We start from the raw sequence: 23,084 nt of genomic DNA, 5'->3' as shown, positions 1-23,084 counted from the left end.
AGAGATTTAGAGCCCTCTAGCCTTCCGCCTGGCCCCGCTTCCAGAACGGACGATCCGGAACCACCGTCTCCGCCACCGTGCGCTCGTAGTCCTCGAGGCTGGCAATGCCGACATTGAGGTCGTTCACCAGGCCATTGGTCAGCGAATAGACCCAGCCGTGCACGGCCAGTGACTGGCCGCGCCCCCACGCGTCCTGGACGAAGACGTCGGCGGCGACGTTGCGCACCTGGCGGGCGACGTTCAGCTCGGTCAGGCGGTCGATCATCTCGCGCTTTTCCGGGATCGCCTCGAGCTCTGGGCGGTGTTCGGCGTAGACCTCGCGGATCGGGTGGAGCCAGTGATCGACCAGGCCCCGGCGCTTGCCGTCGATCGCCGCCGCCACCCCGCCGCAGCCGTAGTGGCCGACGACCATGATGTGTTTGACCTTCAAGACGTCGACCGCGAACTGCAGCACGCTCAGATAGTTGGCGTCCTGCGGCGGGGCGAGGTTGGCCACATTGCGGTGCACGAATAGCTCGCCGGGGTCGAGCCCGACGATCTCGTTGGCCGGCACGCGGCTGTCGCTGCAGCCGATCCACAGATATTCCGGGCTTTGCTGCTTGGCCAGGCGCGTGAAGAAGTCCGGATCGACCGCCGTCTTGCTCTTCGACCAGGCGGCGTTCTTGGCTTTCAGGTCTTCAAGCATCTAGCGTTCCGGATGGTGGTCAGGGTGAGCTGCGGCGATCGCCGGATGCGCCCGGGCACGCGCGGCGGCGGCTTCCAGGGCCGGAAACGGCGACAGGTCGACATTGAAGCGGTTGGCGTTGAACACCTGGGGCACCAGCAGACAGTCCACCAAGCCTGGCGCATCGCCAAAGGCGTAGCCTTGGCCATGGCGCGCGATCATCGGTTCCAACGCGGAAAAGCCGTCCTGGATCCAGCGGGCGACCCAGGCGTTGCGCGCCGGCTCGTCGATCTCAAGCGCGGTCAGCTGGCGCAGGATGCGCAGGTTGTTCAGCGGATGGATGTCGCAGGCGATAATCTCGGCCATGGCCCGCACCGTGGCGCGGTCAAAAGGGTCGGTCGGCAGCAGCGGATGCGCGGGATAGGTCTCGTCCAGCCATTCCAGGATCGCCAGGCTCTGGGTCAGCGGACGCCCGTCGACCTCCAGCGTCGGCACCAGGGCCTGGGCGTTCAGCGCGCGGTAGGCCTCGCCCTGATGGGCGTTGGCCACCAGGTCGACGGGGCGCAGCTCGAACGCAAGGCCCTTGAGGTTTAGGCCGATGCGCACTCGGTAGGGCGCGCTGGCGCGCTTGGCGCTGTGCAGGACGAGCTTCATGTCAGCCTTTTCTCTTGGACGCGGACCGGCGCTGCGCGGCTAGACGAGGGTGAAGTCCAGGCGGCCGACGCCCTCAATCTCGCCGACGACCTTGTCGCCGCGGACGATGGCGGCGACGCCCTCGGGCGTGCCGGTGAAGATCAGATCGCCGGCGGCCAGGGTCCACAGCTGGCTGGCCTTGGCGATCACCTCGCCGATGTTCCAGATCATGTCGCCGACCTGTCCGCGCTGGCGCTCCTGGCCGTTGACCGACAGGGTGACCGCCGCTTCGGCCGTCGGAGCGTCCATCACCCGGATGGCGCTGATCGGGGCGCTCTGGTCGAAGGCCTTGCCGGCTTCCCAGGGCTGCCCCTTGGCCTTGGCCGCCCCTTGCAGGTCGCGGCGCGTCAGGTCGACGCCGACCGCATAGCCGAACACGCAGGCCAGGGCCTGTTCGATCGACAGATCCGCGCCGCCCGCCTTCAGGGCCACGACCAGCTCGATCTCGTGATGCAGGTCGCCGGTCGCCGGCGGATAGGCGATCGCGTCGGCCAGCGGCGCGATCGCGTCGGCGGGCTTGGCGAAGAAAAACGGCGGGTCGCGATCATCGCCCCCCATCTCGCGGCGGTGGGCGGCGTAGTTGCGGCCGACACACAGGATGCGACGCACCGGGAACAGGGCGTCCGATCCCTCCACCGGGACCGTCGGGATGGCGTGCGGGGGAAAAGCGTAGGTCGTCATGGCGCCTCCTGTAGACCCAAACGTCGCGTGTCAAAACCCCGGTCGCGAAACCGTGAAATCCGGACTCAAATTGGCCGCCGTTTCGCAACGATATGGTTGAACAGACGGGCTAAACGTTCTTTCACTTGCCGCCACGCCCGCCGTCGAGTCATCTCACTGTTGGGGACTAGGGCTAGGACGCCCGTCGGGCGGGTGTCGACATCCGGGACGACGGGCGCCGAATTGGAAACTTTGGAGCTTGGCTCCGCTGCGCAGCTTTGGCCGCGCGGCGATCCGGCTTCCATCGGGGGCATTAGGAAGACCATGCTGATCATCGAGAATCTGACCCACGTCTATGGCAACGGCACCCGCGCCCTGGATGAGGTCAGCCTGACGATCCCGCGCGGCATGTACGGCCTTCTGGGCCCCAACGGCGCCGGCAAGTCGACCCTGATGCGCACCATCGCCACCCTGCAGGCCCCGACCTCGGGCCACATCCGGTTCGGCGACATTGACGTGCTCAAGCACCCCGAGGAACTGCGCAAGACGCTGGGCTATCTGCCTCAGGACTTCGGCGTCTATCCGCGGGTGTCGGCCTACGACATGCTCGACCACATGGCCGTGCTCAAGGGGATTTCCGGCGGCAAGGAACGCAAGGCGACGGTCGAGCACCTGCTGAACCAGGTGAACCTGTGGGACGTACGCAAGAAGGCCATCGCCGGCTTCTCCGGCGGCATGCGCCAGCGCTTCGGCATCGCCCAGGCTCTGATCGGCGATCCGCGCCTGATCATCGTCGACGAGCCGACGGCGGGCCTCGACCCCGAAGAGCGCAACCGTTTCCTGAACCTGCTGGCCGAGATCGGCGAGAACGTGGTGGTGATCCTCTCGACCCACATCGTCGAGGACGTCTCCGACCTCTGCCCGGCCATGGCGATCATCTGCAACGGCGCCATCGTGCGCGAGGGCGCTCCCGCCGACCTAGTGGCCCAGCTGAAGGGCCGGATCTGGAAGAAGATCATCGACAAGGCCGAGTTGGAGGCCGCCAAGGCCCGCTACAAGGTCATCTCCACCCGCCTGCTGGCCGGCCGCACCGTGATCCACATCGAGTCCGAGACCGATCCGGGCGACGGCTTCACCGCCGTCGAGGGCGGGCTGGAGGACGTCTACTTCTCCACCCTGTCGTCCACCCGCTCGCGCCAAGCCGCGTAAGGAGGACCAGCCGATGTTTGGCAAGATCGCGGGCTTTGAGCTCCGCTACCAACTGAAGTCGCCCGTGTTCTGGGTGGTGGCGGTCATCTTCTTCCTGATGACCTTCGGCGCGGCGACGATCGATCAGATCCGGATCGGCGGCGGCGGCAACATCCACAAGAACGCCCCGTACGCGATCGCCCAGACGCACCTGATCCTGGCGATCTTCTACATGTTCGTCACGACGGCCTTCGTGGCCAATGTGGTCGTCCGCGATGACGAGACGGGCTTTGGGCCGATCCTGCGGTCCACGCGGATCCGCAAGTTCGACTATCTGTATGGCCGGTTCACCGGCGCGTTCCTAGCGGCGGCAATCTCGTTCCTGGTCGTGCCGCTGGCCATCTTTGTGGGCTCGTTCATGCCCTGGGTCGATCCCGAACGCCTCGGCCCCAACGATCTGAACGCCTATCTGTTCTCCTATTTCGCCCTGGCCCTGCCGGCCATCCTGCTGACCTCGGCGATCTTCTTCGCCCTGGCCACCGTCACCCGCTCGATGATGTGGACCTATGTCGGCGTCATCGCCTTCCTGGTTTTGTACATCATCGCCGGCATCGCGCTGGATCGGCCCGAATACGAGAAGGGCGCGGCGCTGTGGGAGCCGCTGGGCACCGCCGCCTTCGGCCTCGTGACCAAGTACTGGACCGCCAGCGAGCGAAATAGCCTGACCCCGCCGCTGGCCGGCGCGCTGCTGTTCAACCGGGTGTTCGTCCTGGTCCTGGCGGCCGGCTTCTTGGCGCTCGCCTACAGCCTGTTCCGCTTCCAGTCCGCCGAGCTGTCGGGGCAGCGCAAGAGCGCCAAGAAGACCAAGGCCGCGCCGACTGAAGCCGCGCCCGCCGCGTCCGGCCCGCTGCCGACCCCGGTGTTCGACCGCCGGACGGCCTGGACCCAGCTGGTGGTCCGCACGCGCCTCGACATGGGCCAGGTCTTCAAGAGCCCGGCCTTTTTCGTGCTGTTGTTCTTAGGGTTGGCCAACGCCATGGGCGCACTGTGGTTCGCCACCGAGGCCGGTCGCTATGGCGGCGTGGTCTATCCGGTGACGCGGATCCTGCTCTTTCCGCTGCTGGGCTCATTCGGCCTGATCCCGATCATCATCGCCATCTACTATTCGGGCGAGTTGGTCTGGCGCGAGCGGGAGAAGAAGACCCACGAGATCATCGACGCCACGCCGGTTCCGGACTGGGCGTTCGTCGCGCCCAAGACCCTGGCCATCAGTCTGGTGCTGATCTCGACCCTGCTGATCAGCGTGGTGGCCGCCATGCTCAGCCAGGTGTTCCACGGCTATTTCAATTTCGAGCTCGAAAAGTATCTGCTCTGGTACGTGCTGCCGCAGGCGCTGGACTTCATCCTGCTCGCCGTGCTGGCGGTATTCCTGCAGACGATCAGCCCGCACAAGTTCATCGGCTGGGCGCTGATGGTGATCTACATCGTCAGCACCATCACCTTCACCAACCTTGGTTTCGAGCACAAGCTCTACAACTACGGCGCAACCACCGAGACGCCCTTCTCCGACATGAACGGCCTGGGCAAGTTCTGGATCGGCGCCTGGTGGCTGCGGGCCTACTGGACAGCCTTTGCGCTGGTGCTGCTGGTGTTGGCCTATGGCCTGTGGCGGCGCGGGACCGAAAGCCGCCTGTTGCCGCGCCTGCGTCGCCTGCCGCTGCGCCTTAACGGTGGGGCCGGGGCGTTGATGGGCGTGTCGCTGGTCGCCTTCGCGGGCCTGGGCGGGTTCATCTACGTCAACACCAATGTCTGGAACGAATATCGCACTAATATCGACGGCGAAAAGTGGCAGGCCGAGTACGAAAAGACCCTGCTGCCGTTCGAGAACACGCCGCAGCCCAAGATCATCGCCCAGACCCTCGACATCGACATCCAGCCCCACGCGCCCAGTCTGGAGACCAAGGGCTCGTATGTGCTGGAGAACAAGACCGGCGCGGCGCTGAAGGAGATTCACGTCCGCTTCGACCGCGACCTGGAGGTCAAGGGCCTGTCGATCGAGGGCGCGCGGCCCAAGAAGACCTTCGAAAAGTTCAACTACCGTATCTTCGCCTTCGATACGCCCATGGCGCCGGGCGAGCAGCGCAAGATGAGCTTCATCACCCTGCGCGCCCAGCGCGGCTTCCCCAACAGCGGGGCCGAGACGCGGGTCGTCGACAACGGGACCTTCGTCAACAACCTGGAGATCGCCCCGATCCTGGGCATGTCGCGCGACGGGCTGCTGACCGACCGGGCCAAGCGCCGCAAGTACGGCCTGCCGCCCGAGCAGCGCATGGCCAAGCTGGGCGATGTTTCGTCGATGCAGTTCAACGGCCTGCGCAAGGACGCCGACTTCATCCAGTCCGACATCACGGTCACTACCGTGGCCGACCAGACGCCGATCGCGCCGGGCTACAAGGTCTCCGACACCGTCAGGAACGGCCGCCGCACCGCGCGCTTCGTAACCGAGGCGCCGATCATGCCGTTCGTGTCGATCCAGTCGGCGCGCTACAAGGTGGCCGAGGAGACCTACAAGGGCGTCCAGCTGGCGGTCTATTACGACCCCCAACACGCTTGGAACATCGACCGGATGAAGACGTCGATGAAGCGCTCGCTGGACTATATGGGGACCAACTTCAGCCCCTATCAGTTCCGCCAGCTGCGCTACCAGGAGTTCCCCGACTACGCCCAGTTCGCGCAGTCGTTCGCCAACACCATTCCGTGGTCGGAAGGGATGTTCTTCATCTCCGACTACCGCGACCCGACCAAGATCGACATGGTCACCTATGTCGGCGCGCACGAGATCGGCCACCAGTGGTGGGCCCACCAGGTCATCGGCGCCAACCAGCAGGGTGGGGCGATGCTGTCGGAGACCTTCGCCCAGTACTCGGCCCTGATGGTGATGAAGCACACCTATGGCGAGGACCAGATCCGCAAGTTCCTGAAGTTCGAGCTGGACAGCTATCTGCGGGCGCGGGGCGGCGACGTCATCGACGAGCAGCCGCTCTACAAGGTCGAGAACCAGCCCTACATCTATTATCGCAAGGGCTCGCTGGTCATGTACCGGCTGCAGGACCAGATCGGCGAAGAGGCCGTCAATCGCGCCCTGCGCAAGCTGATCGCCGACCACGCCTTCAAGGGTGCGCCCTATCCGACGACGCTCGACTTCATGGCCGCGCTCCGGGCCGAAGCCCCGGCCGACAAGCAGGCGCTGATCACCGATCTCTTCGAGAAGATCACGCTCTATGACCTGAAGACCAAGAGCGCTGCGGTAAAGAAGCGGGCCGACGGCAAGTTCGACGTCACGGTCGTGGTCGAGGCCCAGAAAAAGTACGCCGACGGCAAGGGCAAGGAGACCGTTGCGGCGCTGAACGAGACGATGGAGATCGGCCTGTTCACCGCCAAGCCGGGCGACAAGGGCTTTGTCGCCAAAAATGTCGTGCTCTATCAGCGCCGGCCGATCCGATCGGGCGAGAACACCTTCACCTTCACCGTCGACAAGGCGCCGACCTTCGCCGGGATCGACCCGTACAACACGGTCATCGACCGCAATGGCGACGACAATACGGTCAAGGTCGGCGGGTGAGCGACGCGGCCGAGATCCGGATGGATGCAGGGGCGCTGAACGCGTTCCTGCATCGCGCCTTTCCAGAAGTGGATCCGGAGCAGATGCCGCAGGTTCTTGAGGTCGAGGCGGGGCGGGCTCTGCTGAAGTTGCCCTATGCGTCCCGGCAACTGCGGCCGGGCGGCGTGATCTCCGGCCCGACGATGATGAGCCTGGCGGACACCGCCGCCTACGCCATGATCCTGGCGCGGATCGGCGAGGTGGCCCTTTCGGTGACCACCTCGCTGAACATCCACTTTCTGCGGGGCTGCAAGCCGGGCGACCTCTATGCCGAGGCCACCCTGCTCAAGCTCGGCCGCCGCATTGCGACGGTCGATGTCCTGATGTGGACGCAAGGGCGCGAGCGCGCCGCCGCCAAGGCGACGGTCGCCTACGCCATTCCGTAGACCGCCGAACCTCTCTGCATCAAAATCCGTGTCACCCCGGAAGGCCCGGAGGGCTTATCCGGGGGCCAGGGGGTGAAGGAACGCCATGCGCGCCGCCTCTGGGGCCCGGCTCTGCGCCCGGCTTTCGCCGGGCTCCGCCCGGGATGACACCCCTTTTTCGCTTAGAGCTTCCGCTCGCCCATTACTGACGCGCCTTGGCCACCTTCTCGCCGGCGCCGAAGCCCTTCTTCAGGCCCTCGGCCATGTTCAGGTGTTCCTGGATCGTCGGCGCGGTCTCGGCGGCGAAGGTCTTCAGCGTCGGCGTGTCGCCATCCTGGGCGTAGCGTTGCAGCAGGTTCAGCGTGGACTGATGCGTGTCGATCATGACGTCGGCGTATTGCTTGTCGAAGTCCTTGGGGTGGGTCTTCGCCAGATCATCCAACGCGTCCTGCAGATCCTGGGACAGCATGGTGGGCAGATTGATCGTGACGCCTGAGGTTATGATCGCCGTGTTCAGGCTCCGACTGGTCTTCTTTTGGGCCGCGTCCATCGCTATGGCGAATTTCTTCACCGACGGATTGGTCGAGCGCGAGGTAGCCAGCTTGGCGGCCTCGATTTCGAACATGGCGCCGTCGGCCAGCTTAGCGGCGAACACGTCGGCCTTGGTTTCGCCGGCAAGCGTCGGAACGGTTGCGGCGGGCTTGGCGTCCGGCGTCGCGGCCTGCTCGGCCGGCGTGGCGGCGCCCTTGGTTTCATCGGATTTCTGGCCGCACGCGGCCAGGCCCAGCGCCGCGACGGCGGCGCCGGTCATGAGAAAATGACGGATCATGGCTGTCTTTCCCTGCGGTTCTTTTTGTAGTGAGGGGTAGGGGCGGCGCCGCAGTTCGCCGTTACGCAAGAGAACATCACGGCGCCGTGATTGGTTCCGCGAACAGGGGGATTATCGAGATGGCTGACCCAAGTCCGACGGGTCCCCTTCAAGGGCTGCGGGTGATCGAGATGGGCTCGCTGATCGCCGGGCCCTTCTGCGGCCAGGTGCTGGGCGACTTCGGGGCCGAGGTCATCAAGCTGGAGGACCCCAAGGTCGGCGACCCCATGCGCCAGTGGGGACGCTCCAAGCCCAAGGGCCTTTCGCCCTGGTGGCCGGTGATCGGTCGCAACAAGAAGTCCGTCACCGTCGACCTGCGCAGCGAGGCGGGGCGTGACATCGCCCGGGCCCTGATCGCCAAGGCCGACGTCGTGGTCGAGAACTTCCGCCCCGGCACGCTGGAGAAATGGGGCATGGGCTATGAGGCCCTGGCCAAGACCAATCCGGGCCTGGTGATGGCGCGGGTGTCAGGCTTTGGCCAGACCGGGCCCTATGCCAGCCGCGCCGGCTACGCCCTGGTCGGCGAGGCCATGGGCGGCCTGCGCCACATCACCGGCGAGCCCGACCGGCCGCCCGCGCGCGCGGGCATCTCGATCGGCGACAGCCTGTCGGGTCTGAACGCGGCGCTGGGCGTGATGATGGCCCTGCACGCCCGCCAGCGCACTGGCAAGGGGCAGGTGGTCGACACCGCCATCTATGAGAGCGTGCTGACGGTGATGGAGAACCTGGTCACCGAATATGACCTGACCGGCTATGTGCGCGAACGGTCCGGCGCGGTGCTGCCGGGCATCGCCCCGTCCAATGTCTATCCGACGAGAAGCGGCGAACTCGTTCTGATCGGCGCCAACCAGGACACCCTGTTCCGCCGCCTGTGCGAGCTGATGGGACGGCCGGATCTGGCCGATGATCCGCGCTATCGCGACCATGCCGCGCGCGGGGCCCACCAGGCTGAGCTCGACGCCCGCATCGCCGCCTGGACCGCCGATCAGGACATCGAGGACCTGCTGCCGAAGCTGGAGGGCGCGGGCCTGGCGACGGGGCGCATCTACCGCGCGCCCGACATGTTGACCGACCCGCAGTACGCGGCCCGGGAGTCGATCGTCACGGTGCCGCATCCGGTGTTCGGCGCGATCAAGATGCAGAACGCCTTCCCACGGCTTACCGAGACCCCGGGCGGGGTGCGCTGGCCGGGGCCGACCCTGGGCGAGCACACCGACGCGGTCCTGGCGGACGTCGCTGGGATGAGCGCCGAGGCGATCGAAGGCTTGCGAAAGGCGGGCGTTCTGGGCTGAGGCGGGGGCGGCCCTCAGGCCCGTCCGGTGACCCCCGCCACCGCGCGGGCGATCTGGTGCACGTTGTAGGGCTTGCGCACGATCGGGGCGTCGAAGCCCATCGGGGCGGCCTTGTCGGCGTAGCCGGTGGCGAAGACGAACGGCCGTCCGATCGAGCGCAGGATCTCGGCGACCGGGGCCACGGACTGGCCGTTGAGATCGGCGTCGAGCACCGCCACATCGAAGTCCAGTTCGACCATCGACAGCGCTTCGCCAAGTTCGGCCGCGCAGCCGACCACCTCAACGCCGGCGTCCTCCAGGCCCGCTTCCAGCTCGAGCGCCAGCAGCAGCGAGTCCTCGACGATCAGCACCTTGAGGCCGGCGATGGCGCCCGGGCGCACGGTTTCGTCGGCGGCGACCACGGTTTCAACAATACGCTCGGGCGCGGCGCTGACAGGCTCGATCGGCGGGGCGTCGGCCAGGGCGTCCGGGGCGCCCTGAATCATCGCGGTCACACCGCTGGGGCGATAGCTGATCTTGGCCGCACCGCCCAGTTCGCGACCGGCCACGTCCTCGATCAGGGTGGCGCCGAAGCCCTTGGTCGCGGGGGGCACGGCCGGCGGGCCGCCGGTCTCCAGCCATTCGAGCGCGAAGCCGCCTTCGGGGGTGCGTCGCCAGACCACCTCGACCTTGCCGTTCTCGGTCGACAGTGACCCGTAGCGTACGGCGTTGACCGCCAACTCGTGCAGGGCCAGCGACAGGGCGGCCGCCGCGCGGGGCGTCAGGAACAGTTCCGGGCCGTCCCATCGCGTCTGGGTGGGGGCCAGGCCTCCCAGTTCGGCGGCGGCGATGCGCGCCAGGGTCGCGCCCCGCCAGCGCGCGGCGCTCAGCAGGTCGTGCGCCGAGCTCATCGACTTCAGGCGCGCGGCGAAGGTCTTCAGGAAGACGTCCAGAGACGCGGACTTGCGGGCCGACTGCGCCGCCACGGACTGGACCACGGCGAGCAGGTTCTTGATCCGATGGTCCAGCTCGGCGACTAGGCTCTCACGCTGGGCTTCCTGCAGCTTGCGCGGGGTGATGTCCTGGACGACCCCGATCAGCCGCGAGGGCTGTCCGTCGGCGTCCATCAGCATGACGCCGGCGACGCTGTTCCAGGTCTCGCCGCCATGCTCGAGGGGCGTGCGTCGATACTCGGCGGTGAAGCGGCCGCTCTGGGCCAATTGCCGATCGATATTGGCGCGGACCGCTTCGCGGTCATCGGGATGGATGTAGGCGTAGAGAGCGTTCCCGCCCTGGCTGTCCAGCTCGCCTTCGGGAATCCCCGACAGCTTGGCCAGGCGGGGGCTGATCCTGAAGGTGTTGGTGGCCACGCACCATTCGAATTCGCCCAGGCTGGCGGCGGCGATGGCCAGGTCGAGGCGCTCGCTCTCCAGCGTCGGAACCTTGGCGCACGGCCCGAACAGGACCTCCGTCGCCAGGTCGGCCAGATCGCTCAGGGCCTGCAGGTCCTCTTCCGCAGCGGGACCGCCCATGCCGGGGCCTTCGACCACCAGGGCGCCCAGCACGCGACCTGCGCAATCGCGAATCGGGACGGCAAGGCCGACGGGCGCGTTGGCGACGACCACCCTGTGGGCCAGATCACCCTCGCGCGGGGCTTCGGGGCCCGCATAGCCGACATAGGCGGCGCGCCAGATGCGTGCTTCGTCCACAAGCACGACCGCGGCCTTGGGCGCGTCGAACAGGCGTGCTGCGAGCCGGATCAGGCGAGACAGCCCGGGGCCGTTGACGACCCCATCGACGACGCCCAGTCCCCGCACAGCTTCAAGGCGCTCTGCTTCCAGGCGATCGTCGCTGGCTCTTGGGGCGTCGTCCATGATTCGACCTTAGCCTCGCTTCGCGCATTGCGCGAGCGCCTTTGGATTCCTCGGTGGTGAAGCCTTTGGCGTTGCGCTAACTTGGAACCCTAGCGCCAAGCTCGGCGTTGACGGTGCGCGTCGACAGCGCCCGGTCGGTCGCGTCGTGAACAGGAGAGAAGACCCATGCCCGCCAGTTCCCCCGCCGCCAAGGAAGCCGCCAAGGCCAAGACCGCGACCCTCGAGGCGGTCGAGCACGCCGAGCGCAGCTTCACCCACGCCGCCGACGCGGCCCGTGTCTCGCTGACCGAAGCGGCCAAGCGCGTCGAAAAGTCGGTGTCGGAAGGCTTCGATACCCTGCGCGCCCAGAGCCGCGCCTATACCGACACCGCCGGCCAGACCCTGGAAGAGGCCCAGGCCTATGCCGCCGAGCGCATCCGCGAACGTCCGATCACCGCCACCCTGGCGGGCCTGGGCGTGGGCGTGCTGATTGGTCTGCTCATCGCCGGCGGCAGCCGTCACAACCGGTGATGTTCGAAAAAACTCTGATGACGCTGGCGGCGGCCGCGGCGATCGCCGCCGCTGCTGCGGTCAGCGTCGTTTCCGCCGCCTTCGCGCTGTATGCGGTCCTGGTCCCGTTGGTGTCGCCCGCCGGCGCTGCGGCGATCGTCGCCGCCGTCGCGGCCCTGATCGTCGCCATCGCCGGCATGATCGCCGCCCGCAAGGTCGAAAACCGGCGAGCCGCCAGCCACCAGGCGCCGCCGCCTGCTGGTTTCGATCTCACGGGCAAGATCGTCGAGATCGTCCGCGAGCGCCCGATCATGTCGATCGGGCTTGGCCTGGCCGCCGGGATCTTCGCCCTGAAGAACCCCAGCCTGACCGCGACCGTGGCCAAGGCTTTCCTGGATCCCAAGCCACCCGAACGCTGATCGCGCGTTGTGTTGTCAGCCGAAAGCCGCCGGGCTGGCCTCGGCGGCGTTTCTTGTGAGCCCAGCCTCGCGGAAACCCCAAGTTTCCAAGGGGATTTCTCAACTAAAGTTGAGCGTTCGGGATGGTCGAAGCCGCTTACGCTTCGCCTCCGCGCGCACTAGATGCCTTCCCGCGCGTTCCCGCTCCTCCCTTCATGGGAACGCCTTCCCATGGAGTGATCATGACGTACACGCTTCCCGACCTGCCCTACGCCTATGACGCGCTGGAGCCGACCATCTCGGCCAACACCCTGCGCTTCCACCACGACAAGCACCACGCCGCCTATGTCACGGCTCTGAACGGCCTGCTGAACGGCGACGACAAGGGCTCGTTGGAAGCGGTGATCAAGGGCGCCGGCCCCGGCAAGGTGTTCAACAACGCCGCCCAGGCCTGGAACCACGCCTTCTTCTGGGACGGCCTGTCGCCGACCAAGACCGCGCCGGGCGCCGAACTGGCCGCCGCCATCGACGCCACCTTCGGCGGCATGGACGCGCTGAAGGAAAAGTTCGTCGCCGAGGGCATCGGCCACTTCGGCTCGGGCTGGGTGTGGCTGGTCTCGGACGCCTCGGGCGCCCTGAAGATCATCTCGACCCACGACGCCGAGAGCCCGGTCACGCAGGACCTGACGGCCCTGGTCGTCGCCGACGTCTGGGAGCACGCCTACTATCTGGACTACCAGAACCTGCGGAAGGGCTTCCTGGAAGCGGTCTTCGACAACCTGATCAACTGGACCCTGGCCGACAGCCAGTATGCGGCCGCCAAGTCGGGCGCCCAGGGCTGGGCCTATCCGGCGCCGACCTAACCGGAAAAGGGCGGCGCGAGCGTGTTCGCGCCGCCTCCTTATCTCAGGGGCGCCGATCGACCGCCCAGGTCCGCCAGGCCTCGAAGTCGCCGTGCGCATAGGCCATGGCCGTCACCCGCACGTAGCCGGGCGCGATCTCGATCACATTGAAGCCGGGCGCCGCGCCCCGCTCGCGCTGGGACAGGGTGCCTGACCCGATCGCCTGGGTTCGCCCGTCGCCGAACGGCAGCGGCGTGACGAACGGCAGATGGATATGACCCGACAGGATCACGTCGGCGCCGGCTTTCACGAACTGCTTGGCGGCGCCCACGCCGCCGTGCACGCGGGCGGTCATCGGCCCCCCCAATATCTCCATCAGCGGATGGTGACAGACCACGATGCGCAGGTCCCCGGCCGGGGCCGCCTCAAGCTCGTCCACCACGCGTCGGATCTGGTCCTGGCCCACCGCGCCCTTTGACCAGTTCAAGCGCAGCTGAGCGGCCCGGGCGGTGTTCAGCGTGGTGAGCGTCACACCAGGACCGCGCCAGCGCGCGCCGTCCTCCGCGCCGAAGCGGTCGCAGAAGCGTCGCCAAGGGCGGGTGAAGCGCTCCCAGAGCTCGCCGGGGCCGACAAACGGCGTGTCGTGATTGCCGGGCGTGACGATCATCGGCCGGGGCAGGGTCTCCAGCCAGGCTGCGGCGGCGTCGAACTCACAGGCTCTCCCGTCCAGGGTGAGATCGCCCGCCACCACCACGAGATCGGGCGCGGCCGCGCGAATCCAGGCGCCGGCGGCGGCGACGGCCTCGGCATTCTCGCCGCCGAAATGGATGTCCGAGAGCTGGATCAGTCTCATCGGGTCGCCGGAACCAGGGCGCGGAACGCTTCGGGTCGGAAGCGGATCGAGGTTTCCATGTCCAGCCGCGCCGGCTCGCCGTCGAGGATGGCGGGGATGCGCCCATGGGCCCAGATCTGGCCGGCGCGACACAGGCCGACGGACACCGAAGGGTCCTCGCGCCATTGGCCGAGCACGGCGTTCATCCCCAGGCGGAACACCTCGACCGCGCCGCTGGGGTCGAGGGCGGCGGCCTCCAGCGCCTGGGCGTCGGCGTCGAGCTCGCGGGACACCAGCGGGCACAGAAAGGTCAGGGCCTCGGCCTTGCCCTTGGGGCGACCGTCGAGCGCGTAGCGGAGGCGACCGGAAAAGGCGCGACGAAAGGCGCGCTGGGCGCGCGCGAGAGCCAGATCGATACGCCCCTTGCGGGCCGCTTCGCGCGCCGTGGCCCACAGGGCGGGGCTGCCCAGGATGGCGGCGACGAAGAACGGACGTCCGCCCACCTCGCCGCCCGAGATCATCCGCGCTTCGCCGTCGCTAAGGCAGTCGCGCATCACCTCTTCCCAGGGGCGTTCGCCATAGAGGGCGTGCGGTAGCATGTTCATGGTTCCACCCGGCAGCGGCGCGATCAGCGGGCCGTCCGCGCCGGCCATTTCGGCCGCCGTGCGGGCGGTGCCGTCGCCGGCCAGGACCAGAACGGCGTCCGGCGCACCATCGATCACCGCGCGAAGGCAGTCGACGAGCTCATCAGGCGTGGGCGCATGGACGACGCCGGTCACGCCATGCTCGGCCAACAGGCGTTCGGCGATCTCGGGGGCGTCGGCTCCGACCGAGCCTGAGGCGGTGTTGACGACAACATCGATGCGCTTCATGCGCACACCCCCTCATGAAAACTTCCGCGACGCAACGGTCCGTTCCCGCCGTGGTTCGGCTTGCGATGCGGAACCCTGATCCGTCGGGGCCGTTAGCTGGCCTGGAACAGCTCGAAACGGAGAGCCAAGATGAAGACGACCCTGATCGCCCTGATGGGCGTCGGCGTGCTCGCCGCGGCGTGCACCTCGACCGGCAATGTGGAGCGTAACGCCGCCGGCGGCGCGGCGATCGGCGCCATCGCGGGCGCGGTGATCGGCAACAATGTGGGCAGTGGCAGCGCCGGCAAGGGCGCGGCGATCGGCGCGGCGGTCGGCGGCGCGGCCGGCGCGGTGAAGGGCTGTCGCGAGGACGGCGGCTGCGGCGCCGGCAACGTCAACCGTCGCCAGTACTATGACGAGCGCACCGGGCGCTATTACTACTACGACGCCCGTAGTGGCCGTTATTACTGGGAAGATGGCGCGCCCCGCCCCTGAGCGCGTCGTCGAAGCTCCGCACGAAGGCGATCGGTCTGGCCCGGTCGCCTTTGTTGTGTCTGCGATCTCAGAAGCGAGCCTTGCGAGCCCAGAGGCTTGAACGGTGCAGGTCGCGGCGGTTGGCCTCGGCGCATAAGGAAAGGCGGTCCGGTCACCCGGTCCGCCTGAGTTCGCATCAACAAAGGGGTGCGAAGGCGGCGGACTGGCTTTCGCCAGTCTCAAGTCGGGGGGCGTCGCCGCCTTCGCACTCACAAAACGACCGCCCCGTCCCTTGGTTCCCGCCGCGCCGTGATTTTTTTGAAGAGACGCTGCAGCGCGCGAACGGGCGGAACAGGTGTGCGCGCAAGGCGTTGGAATCCCTGGGCGGACATCGGGTCCGTCGGGCAGGGGAGCGACGTCATGATGCGCACCTATGTGGCCGACCATGGCGGTACGGTTTTCGTTTCGACGCCCAGCAGGCGCCCAAAACAGATCCGTTCGCGGATCATGGCGCTGGTCGTGATCGCCGTGATGGGCGCCTCCGCCGGGACGGTGCAGGCCTTTCGTGATCACCAGCGTGCTGACGTCACCCGAATGTGGACGCCATAGCCACGCGCCGCCGCCTGCCGCCGAATGAGGATTTCCATCCCGGCCAGAGCCCACGCTCAACGCGACCACAGAAAAAAGAAGGGCGGCCTCCGTGAGGAGACCGCCCTTCGTCTTGGTCGAAACGTCAGCCGGCTATTTCTTGATCCAGCCGCCGTCGAGCGGCTTCCAGTACTGGCCCGGCGCCAGGCGGGCGTAGAGTTGCTTGGCGGTGGCCTGGCCGGCGGCCTCGGGCGTCGCGCCGGTCTTGGCGGCGATGTCCTTGTAGGCGGCGGCGCGGCCGGTGTTGATCTCGGTCACGGCGGCGCGCAGGGCGGCGTCGCCGCCGGAGACTATGCCGAGGTATCCGTCGGCCTGCTCGCCCACCGTGCCCGCCATCTTGGCGGCGTCGACGGTCGCCTTGGCGGCGGCCGATTGCGCCATGGCCAGGCCCGCGCCGGCGGCGGTCATCGCCAGGCCCAGAGCCAGAACCGTCATCGTCTTGCGGATCATGTCGGTCCTCCTTGCTTAGAACAGGTTGGGGTTCTGCTGGATCAGCGACTGGACTTCCTTGTCCAGCCGCACGCGCACGTCGGCGTCCAGCTTGGCGTAGATATTGATCGGGTCGACCTTCACGCGGACGGTCGGCGTGCAGGCGGCCGCGCCGAGCGCTCCCGTCGCGATCAGGGCCATCAAGAGGGCGCGCTTTCTCATGCGTCTGGTCTCCAGTTCGTAGACAGGGTGACGGGTCACGGTTGAACCGGACCTGAACGGGGCGGCTCGGTGTCCTCGCCGGCGATCGAACGCCGCCAGGCGTCCAGAAGCTCGTCGAAGTTCAGCGACGTGTCGAGGGTGAGGTCTACGGGCGTCTTGGCCGGCAAGGCGATACGCTTGTCAAACGCGCGGCCGCGCAGAAGGTCCAAGATCCCGACCCTGGCCTTCTCGGCCACCTTGGGGGCGTGCTGACCCTTCACATGGAAGAGAATGCCCAGGCGTCCGTTGTCGGTGCTGTTGACGCCCGCTTCCAGCTGGTCGAACGCCAGGTTCTCCATGGCCTGATAGGCGAAGTCCTGGATGGCGTTCACCTGGCCGGGCGGCTGAGACGGCGGCGCGCCGGGGGCGTCGGCCGGGCTGGCGGCGACGTTCGACAGCGCCGTCCGGGCGATTTCCAGGCGACCGGGCTGTATCGCCCGCACCTGGCCGTTCTGGAACCGCAGGCCCTCGGGCCCGAAGGTGAAGGGCAGGCGGCCGTCGACCACGGCGTCGATCTTGATGCGATCAGCCAGGGACGAGGCGGCGATCAGTTCGCCAAGGTCCAGATGCTGGATGACGATCGCGCCCTTGATCGTCTTGTCCGCGCCCAGCGGCACGTCGATCGGCTCGATCGACACCCGGCCCTTGGCGGCTTCGAACGTCGCCTTGGAGATGTGCAACATCTCCGCGCCCAGCTGGAACACCGACTCCACGCCGGTGAGCGGCACCAGGGAGTCGATTTTGACAACCCGCATCGTTTGATCCGGCGCGCTGGCCAGCGGGGCGAGACTGGTGAAGTCGACCGCGCCGTCCAGGGTGGCGACGAAGCCGATCGGGCTGGTGAAGTCGATCCTGTCGGCCACCAGACGCCCCCGGCTGGTCGCGCCGGCCTGGTCCCAGGCGAAGACGCCCGTGAAGCTCGCGGGGCCCTTGGCCTGGCGCGCGAAGGCGGCCATCGGCGACAGCTCGCCCGGCTGCAGGCCGCCCGGTGCGAAGGCCAGCTTGGAGGCGTCGATATCGGCCTGGCCCCTGCCGGTCGCCACCACATGGCGCAGGCGGATGGCGCCCAGAGGCGCGCCGACCGGCGTCGTGGCCTGGAAGTCGCCGGTCCACAGGCCGCTCGCCAGGCCAAGGCGGCCCTTGGCGAGGATCGGGTTGAAGCGGCGCTCCGGGGCGGCGTCGGCGACGGCCGCGCTGTCGACCCGCACCTGCGCGCGCTCGAAGCCGCGCGTTCCGCCCAGCGACGCCTCGCCCTGGATCGTCTCTAAGCTGGCCTGAGCGCTGGCCAGCGCGCCTTCGCCGTCCGTGAAGCGCAAGCCCGCGCTCCAGCCGCCGGGTCCGGCGGCCAGCAGCGGCGCGGCGGTCGGACAGACCCGGGCCTTGATGGCGGTCACCGGGCTTTCACCCAGCGCGTAGGCCTTGGCCGTGACCGGGGCGCACTGGCTGGTCACCAGGGTGAAGCGGCCGCCCGCGATCCGCGCCTGGCCGTCGATCTGGCCGGTGACGCCCTGGACCGGCGGCAGGTCGAAGCCCTCGGCGGCGAGGGTCAGCGGCGAGGTCACAACCCCGCCGGCCGCGCGCCAGTCGCTCGCCGCCAGACGCACCATCGGCAGGCCGCCGCCGGAGAGGACCGCCCGCAGACCGCCCCGAGCCCCGCTCGGCCCCGCGTCCAGGAGCAGCCCTCCCGGCGCAGCGGCGGTCAGGCGGGCGCCGTTCGGAGCGCTCAGGCGGGCCTCGCGCGACAGCGTCACGCGCGTGCGGCCATCGGTCATCTCCAGGCCAAGGCCAGGCGCGGCGAGCTCGAACGTGCCGAGCGCCCGGCTCAGGGGCGCGCCATAGGCGGGGTTGGGGATCAGGGCGGCGAACCGCTCCGCGTCGGGCCCGGAGATCCCGCTCGCGCCAGACGCTACGCCCTGCAGGCTGAGCGTCAGGCCTTGAGCGTCCTGGCCGATCCGACCGCTGGCGGCCAGGCGCGCCGACGCCAGCGCCAGGGCGCCTATGGCCAGCCGATCGGCGCGCGTCTCGATCTTCAGCGGCCCTTCAAGGCGCGCGCCTTGCGCGTCCGTCGCCAGGGCCAGGCTTTCCGACGCGCCCTGGCCGCGCAGGTTGCGCACCGCGACGCCGCCCGCGATCGCCTGTCCGGCGCGCAACTCGGCGGTGGTCGCGCCGCGCAGGCTCAGCCGGCCGTCGCGACGCTCGCCCTCTATGCGGTCAAGCGCCAGGGCGAGCGTTGTGTCGCGCGCCTGCAGCGACGGGGCCGAAAGCCGGTCGCCGCGCAGGGCCGCGCGGCCCTTGCCCATCAGGGCGAAGTCTTGCGTGCCGCCGTCGAGCCGTCCGTTCCACGACAGGTCGGCGGCCAGCCCCTCGATCTGGCCTTCGCTCAGTCTGGCGGTGTCGGCGCGCAGGGCCAGCTGGGCCGCCAGCGGACCCTGGGCGGTCATGCGGGCAAGGTCCGGATAGGGCAGGTCGGCGCTGAGCCGGGCGGTGGTTCCAGCCAGATCGGCCGCCGAGGTCTCCAGGCTGTCCAGCGCCAGGGTGACCTCGATCGTCAGCCGCTCGCCACGCTTGCGGGCCATGACGCTCGCGCCCCTCGCGTCGATGGCGAGGTCCCGGACCGCATAGCGCAGCGGCGCAAGCCGCGCGTCCAGCCGCCGTAGCTGGCCCTCGTCCAGGCTGGCGTCGCCGGTGATCCGCGCGCGGCCCCCGGGCGTGGTCAGATCCAGCCGCGCATTCTCGATCAGGATCGTGGGCAAGGGCGCATCGGGCCGGCGCGGCGCTTTCAGGACCTCGTCGATCAGCGGCTGCAGGGCGCCCAGCCGCAGGCCCTTATCATCGAGGCTGGCGGCGATGCGCGGCCGGACGATGCGCACGGCCTTGGTCTGGATGGCGAACGCGCCCCCGCTCCAGGGCGTGGAGAGGTCATAGGCCACCTCCAGCCGATCGGCGGTGAAGATCGGCGCATTGCGCGGACCCAGGCGCACCGTGCCGACGAAGCCGGTGGCGTCGACCTCCTCCAGCTGCACGGCGGCCTCGATCCCGCGCTCGCGCAGCCACGACTCGGCCAGCTCGCGGCTGATTTCGCGTCGGCCCGACCAGACGACCAGGCCCGTGGCGATGACGGCCAGCATCGACAGCGACACCGCTTCTAGGCCGAGATCCACCAGGCGCGCGCGCGGGCTGGGCGCGGTTCTGGCCGCGTTGTCTGGCGTCGGTTCGGTCGAGGCTTCGGCCATCACGTCCTGGCGTCTGGTGTCCTAACAAAGCCCCCCGGCCAAGCTTTGGATCCCTATTTCTTGAAGCCCAGCACGTCCTGCATGTCGTAGAGGCCTGGCGGCTTGCCCTTGACCCAGACGGCGGCGGCGATGGCGCCGCGCGCGAACAGGCCCCGGTCGATGGCCGAGTGTGACAGGGTCAGGCTCTCGCTCTCGCCGGCGAAGATCACGCTGTGCTCGCCGATGATCCCGCCGCCGCGCACCACCGAAAAGCCGATGTCCCCTTCCTTGCGGGGACCGGTGACGCCGTCGCGGCCGCGGTCCGAGACCTCGGCGAGGTTGACGCCTCGTCCTTCGGCGGCCGCTTCGCCCAGCATCAGGGCCGTGCCCGACGGCGCGTCGATCTTGCGCTTGTGGTGGGCCTCGAAGACTTCGATATCCCAATCCTGAGCTGGCAGGGCGGCGGCGGCCTGGCGCACCAGGCCCATCAGCATGTTCACGCCCAGCGAATAGTTGCCCGAGCGGACGATGACGATCTGCTGCGCGGCCGCGTCGATGCGGGCCAGCTGCTCGTCCGAGAACCCGGTGGAGCCGATGACCAGCGCCGGACCGCCGTTCGCGGCGGCCTCTTCGGCCAGGGCGACCGAGGCCTCGGGCAGGGTGAAGTCGATCACCGCCTCGGCGGCGGCCAGGGCGGTCTCGCGCGCGACAAGGCCTTCGCCCGCGACGCCGGGACGCTCGAAGCGGGCGGCGACCACGGCGTCGCTCCGACCTTCCAGCGCCTGGGCGACGGCGCGGCCCATGCGGCCATTGGCGCCGGCGATCGCGATCTTCACGGGCTGGGACAAGGCGGACTCCGGGAGAAAACTGACCTTGGGCAAATCACCTGTTCCGCCCCTTCAGGTCAACCTCACGCCGCCTTCCCCGAGGGCGTCGCGCTTGACGCAACGCCAAGTCCAACAAGCGTTTGCAGGGATTTTCGCGTTCTGACCCGGTTGTGACGCCCGGTCCCCGTCGCTACGGTGCGGACATATAAGGGCGTGTCCGCATCGATCGGCCCGCCCCTTGATCAACTTGCGCAGCAGGAATGGGGAACGCCGACATGAGCGACGCGGAACGCAAGACCTTCACCGACGCGGAGGCCCTGGCCTTCCACCGCTATCCGACCCCCGGCAAGATCGCCATCGTGCCGACCAAGCCGATGGCCACCCAGCGTGACCTGAGCTTGGCCTATTCGCCGGGCGTCGCCGTCCCCGTCCACGCCATCGCCGCCGATCCGGACATGGCTTATGAGTACACCTCCAAGGGCAACCTGGTGGCGGTGATCTCGAACGGCACCGCGATCCTGGGCCTCGGCGACCTGGGGGCCCTGGCCTCCAAGCCGGTGATGGAAGGTAAGAGCGTCCTCTTCAAGCGCTTCGGCGACGTCGACTCGATCGACATCGAGGTCACCACCAAGGACCCCGACGAGATCATCACGGTGGTCAAGAACATCGGCGTCACCTTCGGCGGCATCAATCTGGAAGACATCAAGAGCCCCGAGTGCTTCCGCATCGAGACCGAGCTGCAGGAGCTGCTCGACATCCCGGTGTTCCATGACGACCAGCACGGCACGGCGATCATCTGCGCGGCCGGCTTGATCAACGCCTGCCACATCACCGGCAAGAAGATCGAGGACGTGAAGGTCGTGCTGAACGGCCCCGGCGCGGCCGGCATCGCCTCGCTGGAGCTGATCAAGGCCATGGGCGTGCGGGCCGAGAACTGCATCGCCGTCGACTCCAAGGGCGTGCTCTATCGCGGCCGCACCGAGGGCATGAACCAGTGGAAGAGCGCCCATGCGGTCGAGACCGACAAGCGCACGCTCGCGGAGGCCGTGGTCGGCGCCGACGTGCTGCTGGGGCTTTCGGCCAAGGGCGCCTTCACGCCTGAGATGATCGCCTCGATGGCCCCCAACCCGGTCATCTTCGCCATGGCCAATCCCGATCCGGAGATCACGCCCGAAGAGGTCAAGCGCGTGCGCAAGGACGCGATCATGGGCACGGGGCGCAGCGACTATCCCAACCAGGTCAACAACGTCCTGGGCTTCCCCTACATCTTCCGCGGCGCGCTGGACGTGCGGGCCCGCCGCGTGAACCACGAGATGAAGATCGCCTGCGCCCAGGCCCTGGCCATGCTGGCCCGCGAGGACGTGCCCGACGAGGTCGCCGCCGCCTATCACGGCCGTCAGCTGAAGTTCGGTCCCGACTACATCATCCCGTCGGCCTTCGACCCGCGCCTCATCTGGTATGTGCCGCCGTTCGTCGCCCAGGCGGCGATGGACACCGGCGTGGCCCGCAAGCCGATCGCCGACATGGACGCCTATCGCGCGGGTCTGGCCCAGCGCCTGGATCCGACCGCCGGCTTCCTGCAGAAGATCTCCGGCTCGGTGCTGGCCAATCCCAAGCGCATCGTCTTCGCCGAAGGCGAGGACCCCAGCGTCATCCGCGCCGCCTACGCCTATCAGAGCGGCGGGTTCGGCAAGGCCATCCTGTGCGGCCGCGAGAACCTGGTGCACGAGAACATGAAGCTGGTGGGCCTGGATCCCGACACGGCGGGTCTGGAGATCATCAACGCCCGCCTGTCGGACCGCAATCCGGACTATGTCGACGCGCTCTATGCCCGCCTACAGCGCCAGGGCTATCTGAAGCGCGACGTCCAGCGCCTGATCAACCAGGACCGCAACAGCTTCGCCGCCTCGATGGTCACGCTGGGCGAGGCCGACGGCATGGTCACCGGCGTCACCCGCAGCTTCGACCAGGCGCTGGAAGAGGTGCTGCGCGTCGTCGATCCCGCCCCCGGCGGCCGGATCATGGGCATGTCGGTGGTGCTGGCCAAGGGCCGGACGATCTTCGTGGCCGACACCAATGTCACCGAGCTGCCCGAGGCTGACGAGCTGGTCGAGATCGCCTGCGAAGCGGCTCGCGCCGTCAAGCGCCTGGGCTTCAAGCCGCGCGTGGCCTTCATGAGCTACTCGACCTTCGGCAACCCGATGGGCCTGCGCTCGGAAAAGGTCCGCGAGGCCGTGGCCATGCTCGACGAGATGGATGTCGACTTCGAGTACGAGGGCGAGATGCCCCCCGAACTGGCCCTGGATCCGGAAAAGCGCGCCAACTATCCGTTCATGCGTCTGACCGACAGCGCCAATATCCTGATCATGCCGGCCATCCACGCCGCCTCGATCTCGACCAAGCTGGTGCAGTCGCTGGGCGGCGCCACGGTGATCGGCCCGGTGCTCCTGGGCCTCTCCAAGTCGGTGCAGATCGCGCCGCTGTCGGCCTCGGTGTCCAAGATCCTGAACATGGCGATGATGGCCGCCTACGATCAGCCGGTGGACGACGGCGAGGGGTGATCGCGGGAGACGGCTC

The 23,084-nt window shown here is 68.2% G+C and carries 21 protein-coding genes; 10 read left to right on the top strand and 11 right to left on the bottom strand.

What is annotated here, in order from left to right; translation table 11 throughout:
• Positions 1-16 precede the first annotated feature (16 nt).
• The 3 genes from CVUC_RS08395 to CVUC_RS08385 are packed head-to-tail and all read right to left on the bottom strand — an operon-like array spanning position 17 to position 2,038.
• Entirely contained in the window at positions 17-685 is a 669-nt protein-coding gene (locus CVUC_RS08395) for a carbonic anhydrase (RefSeq protein WP_096034535.1), read from the bottom strand.
• Positions 686-1,318 carry a maleylacetoacetate isomerase gene (maiA, locus tag CVUC_RS08390; RefSeq protein ID WP_096034534.1) on the bottom strand — a complete coding sequence of 211 codons (633 nt, stop codon included), beginning with the start codon at positions 1,316-1,318 and terminating at the stop codon, positions 686-688.
• A 39-nt stretch (positions 1,319-1,357) separates the two neighbouring features.
• Complete coding sequence (locus CVUC_RS08385) at positions 1,358-2,038, bottom strand: fumarylacetoacetate hydrolase family protein (protein ID WP_096034533.1); 681 nt, start codon at positions 2,036-2,038, stop codon at positions 1,358-1,360.
• A gap of 303 nt (positions 2,039-2,341) precedes the next feature.
• Here CVUC_RS08385 and CVUC_RS08380 point away from each other — a divergent pair, with 303 nt between their 5' ends.
• Genes CVUC_RS08380 through CVUC_RS08370 form a run of 3 tightly spaced genes read left to right on the top strand, consistent with a single transcriptional unit; the run spans position 2,342 to position 7,252 of the window.
• Positions 2,342-3,226 carry an ABC transporter ATP-binding protein gene (locus CVUC_RS08380; RefSeq protein WP_010921395.1) on the top strand — a complete coding sequence of 295 codons (885 nt, stop codon included), beginning with the start codon at positions 2,342-2,344 and terminating at the stop codon, positions 3,224-3,226.
• A 13-nt stretch (positions 3,227-3,239) separates the two neighbouring features.
• On the top strand, positions 3,240-6,827 hold the full coding sequence (locus CVUC_RS08375) for an ABC transporter permease/M1 family aminopeptidase (protein ID WP_096034532.1): 3,588 nt from the start codon (positions 3,240-3,242) through the stop codon (positions 6,825-6,827).
• Positions 6,824-7,252 (top strand): PaaI family thioesterase, encoded by a 429-nt coding sequence (locus CVUC_RS08370; RefSeq protein WP_010921393.1) that lies wholly within the window; start codon positions 6,824-6,826, stop codon positions 7,250-7,252. The genes CVUC_RS08375 and CVUC_RS08370 overlap by 4 nt, the downstream gene beginning before the upstream one ends.
• A 181-nt stretch (positions 7,253-7,433) precedes the next feature.
• Here the strand turns inward: CVUC_RS08370 and CVUC_RS08365 are convergent, their stop codons facing one another.
• On the bottom strand, positions 7,434-8,060 hold the full coding sequence (locus CVUC_RS08365; protein ID WP_164468243.1) for a DUF4142 domain-containing protein: 627 nt from the start codon (positions 8,058-8,060) through the stop codon (positions 7,434-7,436).
• A gap of 119 nt (positions 8,061-8,179) precedes the next feature.
• On the opposite strand from CVUC_RS08365, the gene CVUC_RS08360 reads away from it, so the two are divergent.
• Positions 8,180-9,391: a CaiB/BaiF CoA transferase family protein gene (locus tag CVUC_RS08360; protein ID WP_164468242.1), complete on the top strand. Its 1,212-nt coding sequence runs from the start codon at positions 8,180-8,182 to the stop codon at positions 9,389-9,391.
• 14 nt (positions 9,392-9,405) lie between these two features.
• On the opposite strand, the gene CVUC_RS08355 is transcribed toward CVUC_RS08360, so the two are convergent.
• Complete coding sequence (locus CVUC_RS08355) at positions 9,406-11,244, bottom strand: HWE histidine kinase domain-containing protein (protein WP_096034529.1); 1,839 nt, start codon at positions 11,242-11,244, stop codon at positions 9,406-9,408.
• Between the two features lie 165 nt (positions 11,245-11,409).
• Here CVUC_RS08355 and CVUC_RS08350 point away from each other — a divergent pair, with 165 nt between their 5' ends.
• From CVUC_RS08350 to CVUC_RS08340, 3 genes are all read left to right on the top strand, one after another.
• A complete protein-coding gene (locus CVUC_RS08350) occupies positions 11,410-11,754 on the top strand; it encodes a hypothetical protein (RefSeq protein WP_010921388.1) in 345 nt (114 codons plus the stop codon).
• The gene (locus tag CVUC_RS08345; protein WP_010921387.1) at positions 11,751-12,152 is read left to right on the top strand and encodes a hypothetical protein; all 402 of its coding nucleotides are present in this window, start codon (positions 11,751-11,753) and stop codon (positions 12,150-12,152) included. The genes CVUC_RS08350 and CVUC_RS08345 overlap by 4 nt, the downstream gene beginning before the upstream one ends.
• Before the next feature lie 221 nt (positions 12,153-12,373).
• Positions 12,374-12,994 carry a superoxide dismutase gene (locus CVUC_RS08340; protein WP_010921386.1) on the top strand — a complete coding sequence of 207 codons (621 nt, stop codon included), beginning with the start codon at positions 12,374-12,376 and terminating at the stop codon, positions 12,992-12,994.
• Positions 12,995-13,037: 43 nt separating this feature from the next.
• Here the strand turns inward: CVUC_RS08340 and CVUC_RS08335 are convergent, their stop codons facing one another.
• Together CVUC_RS08335 and CVUC_RS08330 are read right to left on the bottom strand one after the other, a co-directional pair.
• Positions 13,038-13,826, bottom strand: coding sequence for a metallophosphoesterase family protein (locus tag CVUC_RS08335; protein WP_096034528.1), 789 nt, complete (start codon positions 13,824-13,826; stop codon positions 13,038-13,040).
• Positions 13,823-14,677, bottom strand: a complete 855-nt coding sequence (locus CVUC_RS08330) for a diacylglycerol/lipid kinase family protein (protein WP_024265978.1) — start codon at positions 14,675-14,677, stop codon at positions 13,823-13,825. The genes CVUC_RS08335 and CVUC_RS08330 overlap by 4 nt, the downstream gene beginning before the upstream one ends.
• A gap of 129 nt (positions 14,678-14,806) precedes the next feature.
• Between CVUC_RS08330 and CVUC_RS08325 the strand changes: the two genes are divergently transcribed.
• Both CVUC_RS08325 and CVUC_RS08320 read left to right on the top strand, forming a co-directional pair.
• The gene (locus tag CVUC_RS08325; RefSeq protein WP_096034527.1) at positions 14,807-15,151 is read left to right on the top strand and encodes a YMGG-like glycine zipper-containing protein; all 345 of its coding nucleotides are present in this window, start codon (positions 14,807-14,809) and stop codon (positions 15,149-15,151) included.
• A gap of 399 nt (positions 15,152-15,550) precedes the next feature.
• A complete protein-coding gene (locus CVUC_RS08320; protein WP_096034835.1) occupies positions 15,551-15,739 on the top strand; it encodes a hypothetical protein in 189 nt (62 codons plus the stop codon).
• A 132-nt stretch (positions 15,740-15,871) separates the two neighbouring features.
• On the opposite strand, the gene CVUC_RS08315 is transcribed toward CVUC_RS08320, so the two are convergent.
• Genes CVUC_RS08315 through dapB form a run of 4 tightly spaced genes read right to left on the bottom strand, consistent with a single transcriptional unit; the run spans position 15,872 to position 20,528 of the window.
• Positions 15,872-16,228 (bottom strand): YdbL family protein, encoded by a 357-nt coding sequence (locus tag CVUC_RS08315; RefSeq protein WP_096034526.1) that lies wholly within the window; start codon positions 16,226-16,228, stop codon positions 15,872-15,874.
• Positions 16,229-16,243: 15 nt separating this feature from the next.
• Entirely contained in the window at positions 16,244-16,429 is a 186-nt protein-coding gene (locus CVUC_RS08310) for a YnbE family lipoprotein (protein WP_024265977.1), read from the bottom strand.
• A gap of 35 nt (positions 16,430-16,464) precedes the next feature.
• The gene (locus CVUC_RS08305; RefSeq protein ID WP_096034525.1) at positions 16,465-19,704 is read right to left on the bottom strand and encodes an intermembrane phospholipid transport protein YdbH family protein; all 3,240 of its coding nucleotides are present in this window, start codon (positions 19,702-19,704) and stop codon (positions 16,465-16,467) included.
• A 50-nt stretch (positions 19,705-19,754) separates the two neighbouring features.
• Positions 19,755-20,528, bottom strand: a complete 774-nt coding sequence (gene dapB, locus CVUC_RS08300) for a 4-hydroxy-tetrahydrodipicolinate reductase (RefSeq protein ID WP_096034834.1) — start codon at positions 20,526-20,528, stop codon at positions 19,755-19,757.
• A gap of 239 nt (positions 20,529-20,767) precedes the next feature.
• Between dapB and CVUC_RS08295 the strand changes: the two genes are divergently transcribed.
• The gene (locus tag CVUC_RS08295) at positions 20,768-23,068 is read left to right on the top strand and encodes an NADP-dependent malic enzyme (RefSeq protein WP_096034524.1); all 2,301 of its coding nucleotides are present in this window, start codon (positions 20,768-20,770) and stop codon (positions 23,066-23,068) included.
• Positions 23,069-23,084 lie beyond the last annotated feature (16 nt).

Origin of the sequence: Caulobacter vibrioides, assembly GCF_002858865.1 — a bacterium.
Taxonomy (GTDB): domain Bacteria; phylum Pseudomonadota; class Alphaproteobacteria; order Caulobacterales; family Caulobacteraceae; genus Caulobacter; species Caulobacter vibrioides.
Note: the sequence above shows the minus strand (reverse complement) of the source record. Positions and strands in the feature narration are given on the sequence as shown.

Excerpts from the sequence above, each read along its gene's own strand:
- CVUC_RS08310 (WP_024265977.1), bottom strand. The coding sequence starts at position 16,429 with ATGAGAAAGCGCGCCCTCTTGATGGCCCTGATCGCGACGGGAGCGCTC.
- CVUC_RS08325 (WP_096034527.1), top strand. The coding sequence starts at position 14,807 with ATGAAGACGACCCTGATCGCCCTGATGGGCGTCGGCGTGCTCGCCGCG.
- CVUC_RS08340 (WP_010921386.1), top strand. The coding sequence starts at position 12,374 with ATGACGTACACGCTTCCCGACCTGCCCTACGCCTATGACGCGCTGGAG.
- CVUC_RS08360 (WP_164468242.1), top strand. The coding sequence starts at position 8,180 with ATGGCTGACCCAAGTCCGACGGGTCCCCTTCAAGGGCTGCGGGTGATC.
- CVUC_RS08335 (WP_096034528.1), bottom strand. The coding sequence starts at position 13,826 with ATGAGACTGATCCAGCTCTCGGACATCCATTTCGGCGGCGAGAATGCC.
- CVUC_RS08355 (WP_096034529.1), bottom strand. The coding sequence starts at position 11,244 with ATGGACGACGCCCCAAGAGCCAGCGACGATCGCCTGGAAGCAGAGCGC.
- CVUC_RS08375 (WP_096034532.1), top strand. The coding sequence starts at position 3,240 with ATGTTTGGCAAGATCGCGGGCTTTGAGCTCCGCTACCAACTGAAGTCG.
- CVUC_RS08380 (WP_010921395.1), top strand. The coding sequence starts at position 2,342 with ATGCTGATCATCGAGAATCTGACCCACGTCTATGGCAACGGCACCCGC.
- CVUC_RS08350 (WP_010921388.1), top strand. The coding sequence starts at position 11,410 with ATGCCCGCCAGTTCCCCCGCCGCCAAGGAAGCCGCCAAGGCCAAGACC.
- CVUC_RS08395 (WP_096034535.1), bottom strand. The coding sequence starts at position 685 with ATGCTTGAAGACCTGAAAGCCAAGAACGCCGCCTGGTCGAAGAGCAAG.
- maiA (WP_096034534.1), bottom strand. The coding sequence starts at position 1,318 with ATGAAGCTCGTCCTGCACAGCGCCAAGCGCGCCAGCGCGCCCTACCGA.
- CVUC_RS08385 (WP_096034533.1), bottom strand. The coding sequence starts at position 2,038 with ATGACGACCTACGCTTTTCCCCCGCACGCCATCCCGACGGTCCCGGTG.
- CVUC_RS08330 (WP_024265978.1), bottom strand. The coding sequence starts at position 14,677 with ATGAAGCGCATCGATGTTGTCGTCAACACCGCCTCAGGCTCGGTCGGA.
- CVUC_RS08365 (WP_164468243.1), bottom strand. The coding sequence starts at position 8,060 with ATGATCCGTCATTTTCTCATGACCGGCGCCGCCGTCGCGGCGCTGGGC.
- CVUC_RS08320 (WP_096034835.1), top strand. The coding sequence starts at position 15,551 with ATGATGCGCACCTATGTGGCCGACCATGGCGGTACGGTTTTCGTTTCG.
- CVUC_RS08315 (WP_096034526.1), bottom strand. The coding sequence starts at position 16,228 with ATGATCCGCAAGACGATGACGGTTCTGGCTCTGGGCCTGGCGATGACC.
- CVUC_RS08295 (WP_096034524.1), top strand. The coding sequence starts at position 20,768 with ATGGGGAACGCCGACATGAGCGACGCGGAACGCAAGACCTTCACCGAC.